Genomic DNA, 18,141 nt, shown 5'->3' with positions numbered 1-18,141 from the left:
TTCTTCAAACGCGTGAAAGGTGCATTCCAATAAATGAAGGCTTCTCTAACGTGCTGAACGCTAGTTTCCATTCTCTAAAATATGTTCTTAGCATAGAAAAATGTTGTGTGAGCTAAGCTTTTATACTGTAAAAGAGCAGATTCGACGAGCAGCAGTCAGGACTGTCCGTTGCACTCTCAATGCTTTCGTTATAGAACAGAGAAGCTCCTGTTTCAAGTGTCAGTTAAACGGCGAGCAATTCATGGAAAAAGGGATCAACCTGCAAAGATGATCCCATCCATCGGTTCACAAAATCATCCAAACCGAAACAGCTAGCGAAACAACAATTGGAATAACCTGAATACATACCATCCCTTTAAATGTGATTCGTTCTTCAGGAATCGGAAATGAAGCCTTTTCACACAGCCAATTAGCAAGCTTCTCCATTTTTGACTTTTTCATTGGAAAATCCGGTACTTCCACTGTATATTTTTTTAATAATTTATCAATTTCACGATCCTTTTCCATCAGATTCGATCCCCCATTCTTTCCTCATTTTTTGAACCGCTTGATGCAGCCTTGATTTCACCGTGCCCAAAGGTATGTTTAAGATGCGCGCAATATCCTTTTTCGACAGATCATGATAATAAAACAATACGATAACGGCCCGCTGTTCGTTTGAAAGCGATTGAAGCATCCTCTCGACCTCCATTTTTTCATCGGAACGGGATATGTTGACAGGCTCTTTATATAAAAACGGAAGAAGACGGTGCCACCTTGCTCTCATTTTTATTTTGCTGATCATCGTATGATAAGCAATTTGAAAAAGATATGTCTTCAGCCTCCCTTTTTCAGGGGAAAAGTAATGCTTTTTTTGCTGCAGCTTCAAAAATGCATCTTGAACGACATCCATGCTAAGCTGGTCGTCCCGTGTACAACGGTAAATAAAGCGGAAAAGCGGTGCTCGATATCGTTCATAAAGCTCGTTCAAAGCTTCCGTATCACCGTTTTGAAATTTTTCCATGAGCTTTTCATCTGTTAAATTCATCTGACCACCGCTCTTTAATTCCTTTGAACACATACAGGATTCTTCCGATAAACCAAAGAAACGTCATTAAAGTAAACATAAACGATTGATGAAGGAAAAATTGAATGACAGGACTGTTAATGTTATCTCCCTTTATTAGAAAGATAAAGAGTCCTGTGAGGCAGCAAAATGAATAAATTGCGGATATAACCGTAATCGTATCCCAACGGGTCCAATAGAAATAAAGATCGGTTTTTTTAAAATCAATGTTTCCCCATCGATCCCGAACGACCTTTTTATTTAAAGAAGCGATCGAAACACCGAAAATCGTTCCGATGATTCCGCCTACAATTAAACTGATTACCCAGCCGGTTACAGGCATAATTGTCATCTCCTTTCCCATCATTCATTTGTTTATACAAATCGTGAAAGGAAAAAGTTCATTTTTTTCCGTAATTTTTTAATAAAAAGGCTTCAGGTTGATTTCATCTGTAATATTAACAAAATTGCTGTTAGTTCTAATGTTTCGCTGGCCGTTTTACATGAAACGCTCCGATTCCATTCCGTTGATCAACATTTTACATCTTCTTGTAGATAAATCTCACGTTTTTTTCGCAAACGTCATAGGTCCGAAACAGATTCAATCATTTTAATGTTTTATGAAAAATGAAGTTTTCCTGTTTCTTTCTGTCAAGTCGAAAAAGTTGAAGTTGTTTCTTTTCATTCGATACAATGGATGTGCGATTGATTCATAAAAGAAGGTGAAAACGTGAAAATTGAAATATGGTCTGATTATGTTTGCCCATTTTGCTATATCGGAAAACGGCGTATGGAAAAAGCGCTCGAGCTGTTTCAGCACAAGGAGCAAGCGGAAATCGTGTTCCGCAGCTTTGAGCTTGATCCAACCGCCAAAAAGGAATACGATCTTTCCATCCATGAAATCATTGCTCAAAAATACGGTATTTCCGTTGAGGAAGCGAAGCGGGCAAATAACGATGTTGCCAAACAGGCAGAGTCCGTCGGATTGACATTTCGCTTCGAGGAAATGAAGCCAACAAATACGTTCGATGCCCATCGATTAGCGAAATATGCAGATAAAAAAGGGAAAGGAAGAGAAATGCACGAACGGCTCTTTTATGCTTATTTCACTGAATCGAAATTAATCAGTGACCATCAAGTTTTAGTTGAACTCGCAGAAGAAATCGGCTTGGATGGCGACGAAGTCAAGCAAGTGCTTTCAAGCAGTCAATTGGAAGAGGAAGTTAGAAAGGATGAACAGGAAGCCTCACGTCTCGGTGTCAGAGGTGTGCCGTTTTTCGTCATCAACCGCAAATATGCCATTTCTGGGGCGCAGCCAACAGAAGTATTTTTGAAAAGCTTTCAAAAAATATGGGATGAAGAAAACTCTTCTTCGCCGCTCAAACCACTGGCAGCTGATGGCGGAGGACTATGCAACGATCAGAGCTGTGAAATGTAATTCGTTTTGACCGCAGATGGACAGGAGGAACAACGGTCATCAATAACGACGTGTCCTCCTTTTGCATTTCTTTCAGTTCATGACGATCTGTCAATGGCTCACATCGCAAAGTTTGTTTAATTTATTTACTTAATTTCGTTTGTTAACACATATAAAAGAACCGAATCGTCAGGTTATCAATGTTTACATCCTTTGTTACATTGACTAACCTTCCCAAGTTTTCTTTAGAGGAACAATTCTTACTTTACTCCTCAAACTATGAAATTTAGGCGGTGCGGCCGCTCATTATGTCTTCATAACGGTGATGAATCGTTTAACTATTTTTCTTGTTGATCTGCTATTCCTTTTTTCTTGAATGATGCAAAGACCTTTCCATTTTATTACACTTGCACCCGAAATAAAAAAATCCACGTCAAAGTCCCAGAGGTAAAATACTGGGATTTTGACGTGGATCTCCATTTTCCCTTCAAATTTATGAATTTTTCATCCATCGCAACATTGTAAATGATTTCAAAGAACGGACTTTTTTCCATTTAATGTTTGATTATCCATTTCTTCATAAATTAAATTCTCGCTTCAAAAATGACCGCCTCTTGATCAAATTTCATATCCAATAGACCCTCTGTTTTATTTATAAAAGAGTTCCAATTGTTGATAAGATTATTGTAAGTAAATGGATAATACGCATGATGCGCCGACCAATCATTTTGAAAAAACATGTCCCAGTCGTTTTTTGAGGAATGATAACGGACAAGATCATTCCAATTCGCATCATTTGTTTTTTGTTCATATGAAACGTAAGCAGACGGTATAATATGCAAAAAGACATGATCTATATTTTTTTCTTTTGCGTGCCTTCTCATACTTGAAATAATGTCATCGATGATTTTCGAATCAAGTATGGAATAAGCCCTTTTGCTCCGTCCATATGCTTCTTCCCTCTTTTCCTCCTGGAAGCGGTTGTATGATTCAATCGTTTTTTGGATATATGAATGGTATACATGCTCAAGGTTGCCACGCATTTTTTCAGACAATGGTGTATGAAGCAATGCTTCCAGCTTCATCCCTAATAATCCGAGTTCAATCCCGATTTGTTCTTCGCTTTTTGCAGCCGTATAGCCATGTTCTGTTCGGACCGCTTCTTGATAAAAGGACCCAGCCGCTTCAAAATCATATATTGTATAATGATCGCCGGTTTCTAAAGCGCTTTCCTTCTGTAAAAATTGTTGGCGGAGCGCCTCCAACTTAAAAGTATGGTTTCCCCTTAACAGCTGTTCACCATCCGTTCTGTCGATTTGGGCATAATCCTCATGCTTGCGTAAAAAAGATGTATATTGTTCGATGCGCTGTTCATAAGCTTTTAAAATATCGTTATACATCTCCTCTTTCACGTCTGGGAGACCATGCTTCACAAAAAAGCCGCCAACTGATTTTGAAAAAGAATCAGCTAACTGTTGGATGCTTTGTTGAAAAAAATGATCGAGTTTGTCGAGCCGCTCTTTTCGTTGTTCACCAAAAAAATTTTCTTCAATCCAGTTTTTTAAATAAACATATTCTGAAGCTAGATCATCAATTTTTTCACCGAGGCGGTCAAAACGCCCAAATCCTGCCCGCCCCCTTGCTTTCGCGTAGAACTTAGTTGATTTCCAAGGAACGATTAGAGCGTTTGACTTCCCCCTTTTTAACGTGATTGTTTTCAGAACAGATCCGTGTGCCAGCGCTTCCTTCTTCAAATCTTTTATGTTGTCCTTTTCTGATTGGGCCCCAAGATTGGATTCATATATTTTTTCAACAATAGACTGTTTTTTCTCATGTTCTTTCAATGATTGCTGCAGAGCAACAATAGGTGAAAAACTGAATTGATCTGTGTAATAAAGCTGAACCATTTTCCCACCTCCTTTTATATCAGAAGCTAGAAAGGATTCCTAAACTTTCATTTTTTTGCGGATGTGAATTTGTTTGATTTATATTCTTAGTTTCGACGGAAACCATTATAAAACCTCTTGTTTGCACAAAGATTTTAAGTGACTGTCCAAAATGGATTCGATCATCTCATTAGATAAATATTCCGGATGCATTAATCCATGAATGGCCAAGCCATCGATCAGTGCATACAGACGGTCCACCTCCAGCTCTACATTGATATTCGGCCGCGCAAGATCAAGTTTGACTAAAGTCTTGATGACCTGTTCAAATCCATAACGCATTTTAAGATATACTTCTTTGCTTAAAGACTGAAGTTCCGGCTCCGAAAGAGCTTTCTGGGTAAAAGCAAACCATACCTCCATTTCTTTCTTTGTATCATCTTCAAGCGGCAAAACCTCCCGGATCATCCTTTTCATTGCATCAAGCGGCGGCATAGAAAAATCAATTTCGTTAATTCGTTGACTCACCCTTTCCGACACCAATTTCATTGCAAATGACAGCAATTCTGCTTGAGTTGAAAAATAATGTCTTAATGAACCAACGGAAACTCCTGCTTCTCTCGCAATATTGCGAACGGTTGCTTTTTCCATCCCGCCTTTCGCAATGACATTCCATGTCGCTACAGCAATTTTTTCTCTTTGTTTTACGTGATCCACTTTTTTCGGCATATTTTTATTATATCATGGTTGTTTTTTTAATACACTTGTGTTAAATTTTTATTTAATACGTGTGTTTTAAAAAGGAGTGGAATCATGATCGGTTGGCTCATTGTCATATGCGAAATTTTGTTTTGGATATTTGTCGGCGCCGGATTATTCGCCAGATATATTCTAGGCTGGAAAAAAATCGGGTCGCTCCTTCTATTGTGTACGCCTCTTATCGATCTTGTTTTAATCATCGCAACGGTTTTCGATTTGAAAGACGGCGCAACAGCTCATTTTGTACACGGATTGTCTGCTGTATATATTGGGGTTTCGGTTGCATTTGGCAAACGGATGATTCAGTGGGCGGATGAACAGTTTGCTTACCGATTTGCTGGAGGAAAGCGGCCAAATAAACGGCCTCAATTCGGAAAACAGCATGCTGCTTATGAACGGAAAGGCTGGTACCGCCACCTTCTAGCATGGATTATTGGGAATGCACTTCTCCTGTTCATGGTTCTTTTCGTCAACGATTTCCAGAAAACAGAAGCACTTTTATCATTTTCGGCAAAATGGACGTTCATCCTGTTTATCGATTTTTTATGGAGCTTCAGCTATACAATATGGCCGAAAAAAGAGGCGAAAGGGCATTATGAAAGTTAATCCTAGAATTTGACCATTTTCCCCTAGATTAGCGCTACAGAGCTTGTAGAGAAGGACAATATTTTTCTCTACAAGTTTTATTTACAGCTTTTTATACCATGTTTGTAAACTCTTTACGTTAGTACCATCCCATCATAAACACTCCGAAACATACTGTATTCACTAAAAACGTAATCCCAGCTGCGATCAGTATTCCTTGAGCAATCGCTGTTTTTCTTTTCATTAAGGCGATCACGACTGCTGGAATGATATAAATCACCTGAACAAAACCGATAAAAAAGATCGTAATCGGAAAAATCAACAATAGCCCATGTAAAAGAAGCACAATACCGATGCCTTTCCAAATGTCTTTTGTATGCTCATTCATGCACAGTCATCGCCATTTCTGTTTGAATTTCTTTCAGCCGGTTTTCAAGGCTGTCCCTGTAAAACAAGTTATACGTGTCAAACGGAATGATGCGGCCGTCGTGATGTACAATATGAACACAGGATTTTTTAACTGAACGAACATCAAAGTTGTAAGCATCTAAAAATTGCATAATAATTACACGAAACACATTGTTATAGCTAATATTTTCCGGTATCGCTACTTTCGGCAGACAGCATAATAAATCTTTTAGTGACATCGCGGAAGAGCCGGGAGAATGATTTAAACTGAATAGCTCAAAAACTTTATGTTTCAATTGTTCATCTTGTTCAAATACGATCGTATTTTGATCTCCTTCAAGGAGAATATGTGGATCGATCATACCCGTCAGAGGCTTCACTTCCCCGTTTAACTTCAGCGCATACCCCATAGCCAAACAGTCAGGATGGCAAGGGACAGGAATAATATCGTCTGCTTGAAAAACCTCCGATTGCTCGATAATCATGCTGCGAACTTCGCTCAACGTTAATCGGTCAGTTGCAGGGTTAAAATTTTTTGTTCTTCCGGCAATTTGCACCGGCTGAAAGGTGACTCCCCTGACTGCCTGCTGCGAAAGACCGTATTTAATGATTTTTCCGACCTCCTGATCGTTTACACCCTTTTTTAACGTGACAACTAATGTTGTGGAAATGTTGTATTCATTTAAATGTTCTATTGCCTTCTCTCGGACTGCTCGCAAATCCACTCCGCGCAGATCGATTAACGCCTCTTTTTCAAAACTGTCAAACTGCAAATAAATTTCAAATCCGGGCATGTAGCGAGCCAGCTTTTCAGCAAATTTTTTGTCCTGGGCAATTTTAATTCCGTTTGTATTCACCATTATATGCTTAATTGGCTTCGATTTCGCCATTTCTAATATCTCGAAAAACTGTGGATGGATCGTTGGTTCACCGCCGCTGATTTGAACGATATCTGGTTCCCGCTCATTTTTCACAATCGCATCAAACATCTTCTCAATTTCCTCTAGTGGGCGCCATTTCTGTTTTTTCGGGGAAGACTCCGCATAACAGATCGGGCATTGCAAATTGCACTGATCCGTAACTTCCACCAATGCCAAGCAGCTGTGCTGCTCGTGATCCGGACATAAGCCGCAATCATACGGGCACCCGTATTGAATGGAGGTATTCCAGCGATACGGCATTTCTGCACGCTTCAAAAATTCACGGCATTTTTTGTAATATTCGATATCGGTTGAGATCAATACTTTTTCTCTTCCATGATGACGGCAATGTTTTACTAAAAAAACTTGATCATTCTCAAATATGACTTTTGCTTCCGTTTTCCGCAAACATTTCGAACAAATGCTGTTCGTTAATTCATAGAAAATGTATGGTCTATTTGGCATACTGAAATTTCTCCCTTCTCTTTTTCCTTATAAGGAACAAATAGTACATCAATCCGACGAAAGCTGCTAACTGAATGTTGTTTAACCCAAAATACGGGTGAGGTGTCGGCTTGATAAAATCAATAAAAAAGCGAAACAGCAAATAGGAAACCATAAAAAACTGGAACAGAAACCCTTCCCACGGAGATGTTTTCTTTTTTCTTATGTATAGAACGAAAAAACCGATCAGCCATAAATAGACAATTTCATATATTTGAGTTGGATGTCTCGGTACGCCGTCTCCAAAATCAACACCCGTCACCCAAGTCGTTGGGGTGCCGTGCGTATGGTCTGAGAGGCCGGTGAAAAAACAGCCTATCCTGCCAATGCTCATGCCAATAATAAGCGGTAAGACAAAATCATCGCCTGTCGAGCGCTTCCAGCCGATTAGCTTTTTTGCGGTTTCAACTCCGATCAATCCTCCCAGCAATCCACCGACGATCGTTTTCCCGGCCATTAAATAGTTGAGATTCGTCACATTTTTCAGCGTTTCAACAGGATTTTCAAGCCAATACAGGAGCTTTGATCCTAACGCAGCCCCGGCTATCGCACCGATCACGACCCACATCGCCTTATCAAGCGGAATTCTTTCTTTATTTCTCGTATGCAAGTAAACTCTGAAACCGACAAAATAAGCCAAAGTCTCAAAAAATAAATGCGGATGAATCGAAACAGGACCCAAATGTATATAAACAGGAAAATCCATTTTACACCTCTTTTTGCAAAACCTTACTTTCATCATATCAAAAAATATGAATTGATTGTTTTAATATTTTAAACATTACAAAAAAATTTCGTTGCAGCAGTTATATTTTTTCCCCGTCTCAACTAAACTAATGGAAGCGCCGGCAAATATTTTCGAAAGCTGATTTTTGTTCAATAAGCTTAGCATCAATAAGTGATTCCAAACTGTTTGCATCAGTCCATTTGCAGAAAGCTATATTTTCTAATGTTTATAATCAAGGCAGATTGGATTTTTCCGGAAGCAACTCCCGAATTTCCTTTGAATCATGATGGCAATCGCTTTTGCATACAAATAAATAATTAAAAGTTATTTGTTAGGAATCGTTGTTTGAGCAGGTTTCCTAGATTTGATTCAACGATCATCCTGTCATTTCCTTGCTCTCATTCACGCAAATCTTTCAAACTTTTTTTACACTTGACAGAATCGGTTTTGAAAAATATACATCCTACTAATTGTGCAATTCAAAATTTACGAGACTATATTTTCGTTTATAATGAAGTTGTCAAATTCCATAACGTAAAGGGGGAAAACACCATGTCTGGCAAGATGAAGACTTACCGAGTGGGGATCGCAGGTGCGGGCGCTTTTGCCACTTTTTTGTCCGGTGCGCTTGCACGGCTGCCTGAATTTCAATTGACAGCTGTCGCAGGAAGGACGGATACAAAACGGGAGAGCGTGATGGCTGCTTTTCAAAAACAGAGACATAATGCGATAACGCCAAAAGAATATTATGAGGCAGCCGACCTTATAGCCGATCCTGAAATCGATATTGTCATTTTAGCAACACCGCCTCATCTTCACTCCTCACTTAGCCGACTGGCTTTAACACACGGAAAGCATGTCTTGTTAGAAAAACCTGGTGCCCTTTATGCCAAGGAACTTTTGGAAAATGCGAACTATGCAAAAAAACAAAAGCGTGCATTCGCCGTGAACCTTGTATTGCGTTACAATCCGCTAGTAGAAGCTGTTGAATGGATCGTCCGCCATCGGCTGCTTGGATTCGTGCATCATGCAAGTCTCACCAACTCGGCTCATCACGTCGCCAATGGCCATTGGTTTTGGAATGATCAACTAAGCGGAGGCATTTTTATTGAACATGGAGTTCATTTTTTTGAGGTCGGTCGCCACATACTCGGAGAAGCGGTCGATGCGAACGGTTTTGCTCTGACGGAGGAAAACGGTGAAAAACAGCGTGTTTGGGCAAGCGTTCTTCATAAACCAGTTTATCAACAAGACGAAAAAAGTTCGGAAAACAACATATATTCTTTAGTTCCTGTTCAATATTACCACGGCTTTACGATGGATCCTGACGCACCGGAATCGACAAAATGGGAAATTCATTGCACTCATGGACGGATTGTACTTGAAGGATGGATTCCCCAAAAATTATTTTTAGAGGGCAAAATCTCAAAAGAACAGGGCGAGCTGATCGATCAAATACTAGACAGCATACCGAAAAAACCGGTAGAAAACGCTGTTGAAAAAGTACGCTCTTCAGCCTTTCATTGTTTCAAAAATAAATCGTTCCCGCTTGAAGCACTATCCAGCATTTCATACGAACGGACAATCAAATTGGAGCAGCGGCAATTGTGGTATGAGGCAATGGTCCAAGACCGTTTCCTTGATTTTTGCCGAATCATTGAAGAAGAAGGATGGGAAGGATTTGTTACAGCTGAAGACGCCGTGAAAGACTTAGAACTGGCAAATCGTGTAACGTTTAATAAAACGGAGCAGCCGCTAACCGAATAAATTGGTTAGCGGTTTTAAATAGCATTTTATCCAATGGAAAACGACTGATCTAATCTCGTTTTTTTATTTCGCATATACACTAATGCGAAATGATGTTAACGTCATTCCAGCACCTTTCATGTTCCTCCTTTTAATTTTTATTCAAAATCCCCTCTAAGAACAAAAGGGACACTTGGTCCGCAAGTTCATTTTCTGTTTTTTCTCCTGTCATTACATATCGTTCAATAATGTGCTCGATCACTGAGAGAAATGCTTCACCGGCAAATTGAGTGTCAATTTCCGTTTTAACAATTCCAAGTCTTTGATTGTTGCTCATATTTGCTGCTATTTTTTCAACAATGATGCTTCGTAAACGATCATCTTTGTTCTCCCTGAGTGCAACTTTCGTTAAGTGAGGATTTTTTCCGAGAAACTTCAGAATGTCAGCGATTGTCTCACGGACATGGTCTTTCACTTGCTCCGGTTGTATATCAGCCACTTTTTTTCCTGCATCACTAAAATGAATTAACTGCTTTTCAAAATCTTCAAGCATTTGTTCGAAAATTTCTTCCTTGCTGTTGAAATAAAGATAAAAAGCTGCCTGCGTGAGCCCTGCTTTTGCCACAATATCGCTGATCTTTGTAGCATGAAAACCTTTATGAGCGAACAGCTCCGCAGCAGCTTGAAATATTTTCTTTTTGCTCTCTTCTCCTTTATTTCTCGCCATAAAAATCACCCTTTTTTATACAACTAACTAATTAGTTAGTTGTTATTGTACATGATATTGCTTTTACGATTCATTACTTCCATTAAGTTTTTTTGCCATCGTTTGATCATTTCTCCTCCTCTGTCGCCACCGCTGTTGTGATGCTTAAACAAATAAAGAGCGGCATCAACAAATGAGCCGCCCAATTACCCTTGTGTCAGGCTGATTTAGCCTCCATTTGAAAGCCCGGATCATTCCATATTTCAATCCATTTTTTCAATGCCGTTGCCAAGATGACAATACCAAGAACGAGCATAATGATGGATAAAATTCCGTTTAATACGTTGTAGCCTGCAGCTTCCGGATTCAAATAAACATTTACGGTCATCCAGTAGCCAGCATAGTTTACTGTAGCAAATAAATAAGCTAACGGAATGAGGCAAGTAAGCATATATCTTCGTTTATCGGCAATTTTTAAAATGACTGTCGCACCGACAATCAGTCCGATGGATGCCATCAGCTGGTTCGATACGCCAAACAATGCCCAAACCGATCCAATATCTCCTGAGTAAAGCAGGTACCCCCACATAAAACAGGCTAAAGCGCTTGCAAATACGGAAGCCGGAACGGAGTCTACCTTTTTTAATGGTTTATACACTTCACCGAAGAAATCTTGAATTAAATAACGTGCTACACGTGTTCCTGCATCAATCGCAGTTAAAATGAAAACAGCCTCAAACATTATAACAAATTGGAAAAAATACGAAGCCAAATTCTCAAACCATGGAATCGCAGTAAAAATATAAGTCATTCCAACTGCAAGTGTAACCGCTCCACCTGTTCTTCCTTCCAAATTTAAACCTATTTCCTGGCTTAAAGCTGGTAAATTAATAACATCCATTCCAAGTGTCCGGAATACTTCCGGCGCGGAATTGATCGCAAAATAATCTGCCGGATGAAGAGCTGTTGCAGCGATCAGCGCCATGATGCCGACCAAACATTCCACCAACATGGCTCCAAAGCCGACAACTTTTATATCGCTCCACTTATTAAGCATTTTCGGCGTTGTACCCGATCCGACAAAAGCGTGAAATCCTGAAATCGCACCGCATGCAATTGTAATCGATATAAACGGCCAAACAGGTCCAGCTAAAATCGGCCCTCCGCCGTGGATAAATTCTGTAAAGGCCGGCATTTCAATAGAAGGATTAATGATAAAAACACCAATGATCAGCGCAATGAACACACCGATTTTCATAAAGCTGCTCAAATAATCACGAGGAGCAAGCAGCAGCCAAACCGGCAAAGCCGCAGCAAAAAATGCATAGATTGGTAAAATAAGCGCCAAAGTTTTAGTATCGAATGTCAACCAATCCCCAAGAGCTGTTTCTTGTATGGAAGGTCCTGCGAAAACACCTATCATTAATAAAATAAAGCCAACTGTTGAAGCTAATTTTAAATTGCCTGTTTTCTTATAGAAAATTCCGACTCCCATTGCAATAGGAATGGTGATTCCGACTGCAAACGTGCCCCAAGGGTTTTTTTCCAATGCATGAAGAACAACCATGGAAAGACCAGCCATTGTTATGGTAATAATGAACAGCATGGCAAGTCCTGTACAAAAGCCGGCTACCGGACCTAATTCTTCTTTTGCTACTTCCGATAATGATTTCCCTTTTTGCCGCATGGAAGCAAATAAAACGACTGCATCATGGACGGCCCCTCCAATTACGGCACCAATCAAAAGCCACAGCAGACTGGGCAAATATCCAAATTGTGCGGCTAGGATCGGTCCGACGAGCGGTCCTGCTGCAGCAATAGCGGCAAAGTGATGCCCGAAGCTTACCCATTTATTCGTCGGAACATAATCCTTTCCATCATTTAATTCGTGAGCTGGTGTCGGTTTTGAATCATCCAGCTTCAACACTTTTACAGCCATAAATGTTCCGTAAAGACGGTAGGCGATCATTAAAATACACATTGAGGCAATCACGATTGTAATCGCATTCATTTTTTTGCAACCTCCCCTTTGTTCTTGCTTTTTACATTCATTGTATTAAATAAACATCTTCATGATCGGTTTTCAAAACAAAATGCAAGAATCCGGGGATAAATCGTCAATTTCTTAAATTGAATTGCAACAATTTTGTCACAAATATTGCTTAAAGCTTTCAGCTTTTTTTAAATGCCCAATCGCTTTTTCAGCTCCTTCGTATAAGTTCTGCTGACCGGGATCGATTCGCCATTTTTCATGATTACATGATACGTGGAGTTGAACCACGGCTGAATTTCAACTATTTCATTCAAGTTGACTAAATAAGCTCTATGAACACGCATGATGTGCGTTTGCTGCAGCTTTCTTTCAAAAGTGACAAGCGATTCTTTAACTTCATATTTTTGATCGCGGCAAGTGATAATGGTTTTTCCGTCATTAAACTCAATATAAAGAATATCTTTCACGTTAATAAGCAGAATGCGGTCGTCTAATGACACAGGAATCTTTTCATCCTGCATTTGAAAATATTGCGGTCTTTTTTCTTGGCGGGCTTCCAGCCGCTTTGAAATTTTTTCAATTGTATGAAATATCCTTTCTTCATCAAACGGCTTCAAAATGTAATCAACCGCATTCAGCTCAAATGCTTTCAAAGCGTACTCATCATAAGCGGTTGCAAAAACAATCTCAGGTCTATGATCAATCTCCATTAGCTTTTCAGCAAGTCTAATCCCTTGTTCATGAGATGACAGCTGTATATCAAGAAAGATCACATCCATGTCGGTCTGGCGGATTTTTTCAATCGCTTCATCCATTTGTTCCGCTTCCCCAACAATCTCTACCTGCTTGCTCCTTTTAAGCAAGTAAATAAGTTCGTCTCTTGCCAACGGTTCATCCTCCACGATAAAAGCCTTGATCATACGGCTACTTCTCCTTTCATTTCTAATGGAAACTTAATCGTCACTTTCGTTCCATTTTCATCGCTTTTAATATGGAAGGCTCCGGCGGAACCATAAATTTCTTCTATTCGTTTTTTTATATTCCAAAGAGCTGTTCCTGTTCCATCATTCGATTGAACGGTCTGATTTCCCAATTGGCGCAATAAATGATCAGGAATGCCGCTGCCATTATCTTCGGTGATTAAGATCATTTGATCATTTTCTGCATACGCCCGAATGGACACTTTCCCATGCTCCTTATTGGCAAAAGCGTGCTTGATGGCGTTTTCGACGAGAGGCTGAAGCGTAAACGGCGGAACCATTACTTTCTTTAAGCTTTGGTCAATATCAAAACTTACATGATATTTATCAGGAAATCTTGTCTGCTCAATAGATAAGTATGCTTCAACATGCTCAAGCTCTTTTTCAAGCGGAATGACAAATTGTCTAGCTCCCTGTAAATTACTTCGGAAGAACACGCTTAATTTTAAAAGAAGCTTCCTAGCTTTATCCGCATCAGTTCTGATCAAGCTGGAAATCGTGTTTAACGAATTGAACAGGAAATGCGGATTAATTTGCGCCTGCAAAGCTTTAATTTCTGCATCTTTCAGCAGTTTTCTCTGCAGTTCTGCATCAGCAAGCTCCAATTGGGTAGAAAACAGCTTGCTAAGTCCTTCCGCCAGCTCTTGCTCCACTTTATCCATAAGACTCGGGTCTAAAAAATAAAGCTTTAACGTGCCAACCGTTTGGTTGTGTACTTGAAGCGGCATAACAATCGCTGACTGAAGCGGACAATCAGAATTTGGGCATTGGATTTCCTCCTTCGATTTTGCTTTAATGATTTTCCCCCGCTCTAAAACCTTTTTTGTCAGCTTTGTTACTAAAGTTTGCCCTTGCTTATGATGATCAGAACCGGCACCGATATGAGCGAGGACAATTTCCCGATTAGTAATGGAAATGGCATCTGCTTTCGTCCATTTTAAAATAATTTCCGCCACTTTTTTACACGAATGCTCATTTAAGCCTTTTCGGAAAAATGGCAAGGTCTGCTGTGCGATGTAAAAAGATTTATGTGTTTGAAGAGCCTTCGTCCGCTCTTCCTCCACTAGAATCGAATGAATAATTAAAATAAAAATAAGAGTCCCAAATCCGTTAATCGTAATCATCGGAAGAGCGATTAATTCTACAAGCTTAACTGCGGATTCAAACGGGCGGGCAAGTAAGAGAATAAGTCCCATTTGAGTACATTCCATAAAAATTCCGGTCAAAACAGCTTTCCAAGGTGAAAAATTGTCTTTTATTCTAAAACGCTTCCAAAGGAAACCGGTCACGAATCCAGCCAAAATAGTAGATGCTCCGCAAGCAAACGCGGTAAATCCTCCTAATGTCATCCGATGCAGTCCTGCTACTAGACCAGTGCCGATGCCGACGAATGGACCGCCAAGCAATCCCCCAATCACTACTCCCATAATTCTTGTATTGGCAATTGCGGCATCTCCATCCACTTCTATTTGCCATGTTTGTGAGCTGATATTGCCTTGAGCAATTTCGACACCAGTATAATTACTAATAATGCCAAAAGATCCAAATACGGCAATCAGCATTAGCTTTTCGCTTAATCCATGCTCATGATGAATCATTCGCCGAAATGCCTTCATCCTTGATAACAAAAAAGCTAAAATGACTAAAATTCCCACTCGCTCCAGCATTAAAGGCATTAAATCAAACAAGACAGACACACTCCTTTACACCGATATTCCAGCTTTTGTTCGCTCGCGGTGTCAATATTCATTGTACCTATTAAAGGGTGCTGAATAAAGTTTAATGTTCACAATGGTTATCATTACTATTACATTTTAAGCTTCTCAAAATGGATTTTTAGGCAGTACTCATTATAATATGGGTGTTATAGTGAAAGTCGCACAGTTGCTTAGAGCGGGTGGAGATGCGGTATTTGATGCGGCAAGACATTTTAACATAATAGACGCAGCTACTGCCAGAACGTTTAAAAATAATAGTAAAAAATCGGAAATTGGTTAACGCAATTTGAAAATGCTGGTTCAGATGCAGCTGCTATGGTTAGAACAAGACTTCCAGTTTACTTAAAAAAGAATACTAGAATGAGTAAAACTACCGCTGAGAACATTGCAATAGCTGTAAGCTGAGCTATTCGTATGGCAGATGTCTTATTTTTTTAGGAGTGATACTTGTGGGGATTTTAGCTGTAAGTGAATGGATGAAAAAATGGTTTATATGAAGATGATATACATTTTATCGAAACAATTTTGACTTTTGCTTCAACATTATAAAACCCAGTGGCTGAGAGTGAAGAATCAATAACAAAGTCAATAATAAAATAAATAGCCTTTTCCCTGAAACAAAGGTGAAAATTAATAGAAAGGGCACTTATCAAGATTTTAAAAATATATTAAATGAAAATAAAATATTCATAAACCTAAGTGAATTATTGAGTAGATACCATTCTCAAGGAATTTGCAAGGATTTATGTGAAAAATTACTTAAAGAATACAATGATAATAAAAATGTGTCATTTTAGTTATTTCGGTTGTAGTCATATAATAACTATTCGAGTGCTCTTCGTAAAGAAACTTATGCTTTAATGTTTGTCCATTATAATTTATATTGTCTAATTAAGGAAAAAGCCTAATTTCTCATCATTTAAAATGAGAGAATTAGGCTTTTTATTTCGGAATTTACTTAGTGTTCTCAATCTGCATTTTCCTACAGCAACCCTTAGTAGAAGCAAGGAATGATTGGAATCAGCAAAAAACTTATTTCTTTGAAACGTAGCATATCTTAATTGAAATAAAAAGGTCGCTCAAAATTATCAGATGCACATAACAACCCAAATATTAGGCAAAGATAAAAGCATCATCAGATCTAATAGGAGGAACTTTTTTATGAAAGAAGCCGTTAGTAAAAATGAACTTCCTAAGCTTTCGAAACCGTTCTGGCCAGATTCTGTTCAGCTGCCCTCCTTCAACAAGCTTGACAAAGATATTTTTGTTGATGTAGCGATTGTAGGCGGCGGGATCACAGGCATCACAAGCGCCTATCTGCTTGCGAAAGAAGGAATCAAAACCGCGCTGATCGAATCGGATCGTATTTTAAATGGTACGACCGGGCATACAACCGCAAAAGTCACCGCACAACACGGGCTGATTTATGATGAATTTATACAGCACTTTGGGGAAAGCAATGCAAAGCTATATTATGAAGCAGCCAGCGATGCGATGGAGTTTATCAAACAAACGATACAGGAGCACAACATCGAATGCGATTGGAAAGAAGAGGATGCATATGTTTATACGAATTCAGAGCAATACATAAAAAAAATCGAAAACGAATATAAAGCATATGAAAAGCTTGGAATTCAAGGAGAGCTTGTGGAAAACATCCCTGTTCCCGTACAGGCAAAAACAGCAGTTGTGATGAAAAATCAAGCCCAATTTCATCCGTTAAAATATTTGCAAAAGCTTGTGGAAAACGCGTCGGAAAAAGGGATAGACATCTATGAGAATACAGCAGCTGTCGATATAAAACACGGCCCACACCCGAAAATTTTGACAAAAGACGGTTATCACATTTTGTGCAACTATGTATTCATTTGTTCGCATTTTCCTTTCTATGATGCCGCCTTTTATTTTTCAAGAATGTATGCGGAAAGATCGTATATTATTGCTGTCAAAACAAAAATTGAGTATCCCGGCGGCATGTACATCAGCGCCGAAAATCCGGTTCGGTCGCTTCGGTCCGTCACGATCAACGGAGAAAAGCTTGTGATGATCGCAGGTGAAAATCATAAAACTGGACAAGGAATCCCGATGATTCAGCATTACGAGTCCCTTCAAGCTTTTGGCGATCAAGCATTCGGCATACAAAAAATTCCTTACCGATGGTCTACTCAAGACTTAACAACGTTGGATAAAATTCCTTATATTGGACATATAAACGAACAGAAAGCAAATATCCTGTTTGCGACAGGGTTTCGAAAATGGGGAATGACAAACGGCACAGCCGCCGCACGACTGCTTGTCGATATAATTAAAGGGAAGGAAAACCGATATCGCGAGCTTTTTACCCCAGCAAGATTTCAAGCAGATCCAAGCGTGAAGCAGTTTATTTCAACAAATACAGATGTTGCAAAGCATTTGATTGAAGGAAAGCTTGAGTTTGCTCTAAGAAAGCCGGAAGATTTAGCCCCTGCTGAAGGAGCAGTCGTTTCCTATAACGGAAAAAGAGCCGGTGCCTACAAAGATGAAAATGGCAGCCTCCACATCGTAGATACTACCTGCACCCATTTAGGCTGTGAATTAGAATGGAACAGCGGCGAGAAAACATGGGATTGTCCATGCCATGGTTCGAGATTTTCAATAGACGGCGATGTTGTAGAAGGTCCGGCACTCAAATCAATTAAGAAATTAAAGGGGTGACTGCATCGCTTCCAAGTCCAAAAAATGAAAAATAAAAAGGAGAAAGACTTGTT

At 39.5% G+C, this 18,141-nt stretch carries 17 protein-coding genes; 5 read left to right on the top strand and 12 right to left on the bottom strand.

Going from position 1 to position 18,141, the window contains the following annotated elements:
* Positions 1 to 285: 285 nt before the first annotated feature.
* From NSQ41_RS08765 to NSQ41_RS08755, 3 genes are read right to left on the bottom strand one after another with little or no spacing between them, the layout of a single operon-like run.
* A complete protein-coding gene (locus NSQ41_RS08765; RefSeq protein ID WP_094245728.1) occupies positions 286 to 507 on the bottom strand; it encodes a hypothetical protein in 222 nt (73 codons plus the stop codon).
* A complete protein-coding gene (locus NSQ41_RS08760; protein WP_339211466.1) occupies positions 491 to 1,003 on the bottom strand; it encodes an RNA polymerase sigma factor in 513 nt (170 codons plus the stop codon). Before NSQ41_RS08760 ends, NSQ41_RS08765 begins: the two co-directional genes overlap by 17 nt.
* A 7-nt stretch (positions 1,004 to 1,010) precedes the next feature.
* Positions 1,011 to 1,388 (bottom strand): hypothetical protein, encoded by a 378-nt coding sequence (locus tag NSQ41_RS08755; RefSeq protein ID WP_339211463.1) that lies wholly within the window; start codon positions 1,386 to 1,388, stop codon positions 1,011 to 1,013.
* Between the two features lie 387 nt (positions 1,389 to 1,775).
* Between NSQ41_RS08755 and NSQ41_RS08750 the strand changes: the two genes are divergently transcribed.
* The gene (locus NSQ41_RS08750) at positions 1,776 to 2,483 is read left to right on the top strand and encodes a DsbA family oxidoreductase (RefSeq protein WP_144597991.1); all 708 of its coding nucleotides are present in this window, start codon (positions 1,776 to 1,778) and stop codon (positions 2,481 to 2,483) included.
* 563 nt (positions 2,484 to 3,046) lie between these two features.
* Here the strand turns inward: NSQ41_RS08750 and NSQ41_RS08745 are convergent.
* A complete protein-coding gene (locus NSQ41_RS08745; protein WP_339211460.1) occupies positions 3,047 to 4,369 on the bottom strand; it encodes a hypothetical protein in 1,323 nt (440 codons plus the stop codon).
* A 105-nt stretch (positions 4,370 to 4,474) separates the two neighbouring features.
* The gene (locus NSQ41_RS08740) at positions 4,475 to 5,077 is read right to left on the bottom strand and encodes a TetR/AcrR family transcriptional regulator (RefSeq protein WP_339211458.1); all 603 of its coding nucleotides are present in this window, start codon (positions 5,075 to 5,077) and stop codon (positions 4,475 to 4,477) included.
* A gap of 84 nt (positions 5,078 to 5,161) precedes the next feature.
* On the opposite strand from NSQ41_RS08740, the gene NSQ41_RS08735 reads away from it, so the two are divergent.
* Complete coding sequence (locus NSQ41_RS08735; protein WP_130156567.1) at positions 5,162 to 5,713, top strand: hypothetical protein; 552 nt, start codon at positions 5,162 to 5,164, stop codon at positions 5,711 to 5,713.
* A gap of 118 nt (positions 5,714 to 5,831) precedes the next feature.
* On the opposite strand, the gene NSQ41_RS08730 is transcribed toward NSQ41_RS08735, so the two are convergent.
* The 3 genes from NSQ41_RS08730 to NSQ41_RS08720 are packed head-to-tail and all read right to left on the bottom strand — an operon-like array spanning position 5,832 to position 8,230.
* Positions 5,832 to 6,080, bottom strand: a complete 249-nt coding sequence (locus tag NSQ41_RS08730; protein ID WP_339211457.1) for a hypothetical protein — start codon at positions 6,078 to 6,080, stop codon at positions 5,832 to 5,834.
* Entirely contained in the window at positions 6,073 to 7,485 is a 1,413-nt protein-coding gene (locus tag NSQ41_RS08725; RefSeq protein ID WP_339195537.1) for a radical SAM protein, read from the bottom strand. Before NSQ41_RS08725 ends, NSQ41_RS08730 begins: the two co-directional genes overlap by 8 nt.
* Positions 7,475 to 8,230 carry a prolipoprotein diacylglyceryl transferase family protein gene (locus NSQ41_RS08720; protein WP_063389548.1) on the bottom strand — a complete coding sequence of 252 codons (756 nt, stop codon included), beginning with the start codon at positions 8,228 to 8,230 and terminating at the stop codon, positions 7,475 to 7,477. The genes NSQ41_RS08725 and NSQ41_RS08720 overlap by 11 nt, the downstream gene beginning before the upstream one ends.
* A gap of 573 nt (positions 8,231 to 8,803) precedes the next feature.
* Between NSQ41_RS08720 and NSQ41_RS08715 the strand changes: the two genes are divergently transcribed.
* Positions 8,804 to 10,018, top strand: coding sequence for a Gfo/Idh/MocA family oxidoreductase (locus NSQ41_RS08715; protein ID WP_066246674.1), 1,215 nt, complete (start codon positions 8,804 to 8,806; stop codon positions 10,016 to 10,018).
* A gap of 130 nt (positions 10,019 to 10,148) precedes the next feature.
* On the opposite strand, the gene NSQ41_RS08710 is transcribed toward NSQ41_RS08715, so the two are convergent.
* From NSQ41_RS08710 to NSQ41_RS08695, 4 genes are all read right to left on the bottom strand, one after another.
* Positions 10,149 to 10,724, bottom strand: a complete 576-nt coding sequence (locus NSQ41_RS08710) for a TetR/AcrR family transcriptional regulator (RefSeq protein ID WP_066246672.1) — start codon at positions 10,722 to 10,724, stop codon at positions 10,149 to 10,151.
* 196 nt (positions 10,725 to 10,920) lie between these two features.
* Positions 10,921 to 12,714, bottom strand: coding sequence for a carbon starvation protein CstA (cstA, locus tag NSQ41_RS08705; RefSeq protein WP_063389551.1), 1,794 nt, complete (start codon positions 12,712 to 12,714; stop codon positions 10,921 to 10,923).
* 170 nt (positions 12,715 to 12,884) lie between these two features.
* Positions 12,885 to 13,616, bottom strand: coding sequence for a LytTR family DNA-binding domain-containing protein (locus NSQ41_RS08700; RefSeq protein WP_063389552.1), 732 nt, complete (start codon positions 13,614 to 13,616; stop codon positions 12,885 to 12,887).
* Positions 13,613 to 15,364 carry a sensor histidine kinase gene (locus tag NSQ41_RS08695; RefSeq protein WP_327848627.1) on the bottom strand — a complete coding sequence of 584 codons (1,752 nt, stop codon included), beginning with the start codon at positions 15,362 to 15,364 and terminating at the stop codon, positions 13,613 to 13,615. Before NSQ41_RS08695 ends, NSQ41_RS08700 begins: the two co-directional genes overlap by 4 nt.
* A gap of 181 nt (positions 15,365 to 15,545) precedes the next feature.
* On the opposite strand from NSQ41_RS08695, the gene NSQ41_RS08690 reads away from it, so the two are divergent.
* Positions 15,546 to 15,674, top strand: a complete 129-nt coding sequence (locus NSQ41_RS08690; RefSeq protein ID WP_277986809.1) for a hypothetical protein — start codon at positions 15,546 to 15,548, stop codon at positions 15,672 to 15,674.
* Between the two features lie 881 nt (positions 15,675 to 16,555).
* Positions 16,556 to 18,088, top strand: coding sequence for an FAD-dependent oxidoreductase (locus NSQ41_RS08685; RefSeq protein ID WP_339195523.1), 1,533 nt, complete (start codon positions 16,556 to 16,558; stop codon positions 18,086 to 18,088).
* Positions 18,089 to 18,141 lie beyond the last annotated feature (53 nt).

The organism is Aeribacillus sp. FSL K6-8210 (assembly GCF_037963925.1).
Classification (GTDB): Bacteria; Bacillota; Bacilli; order Bacillales; family Aeribacillaceae; genus Aeribacillus; species Aeribacillus composti.
This window is presented reverse-complemented; position numbering and strand designations above follow the sequence as displayed.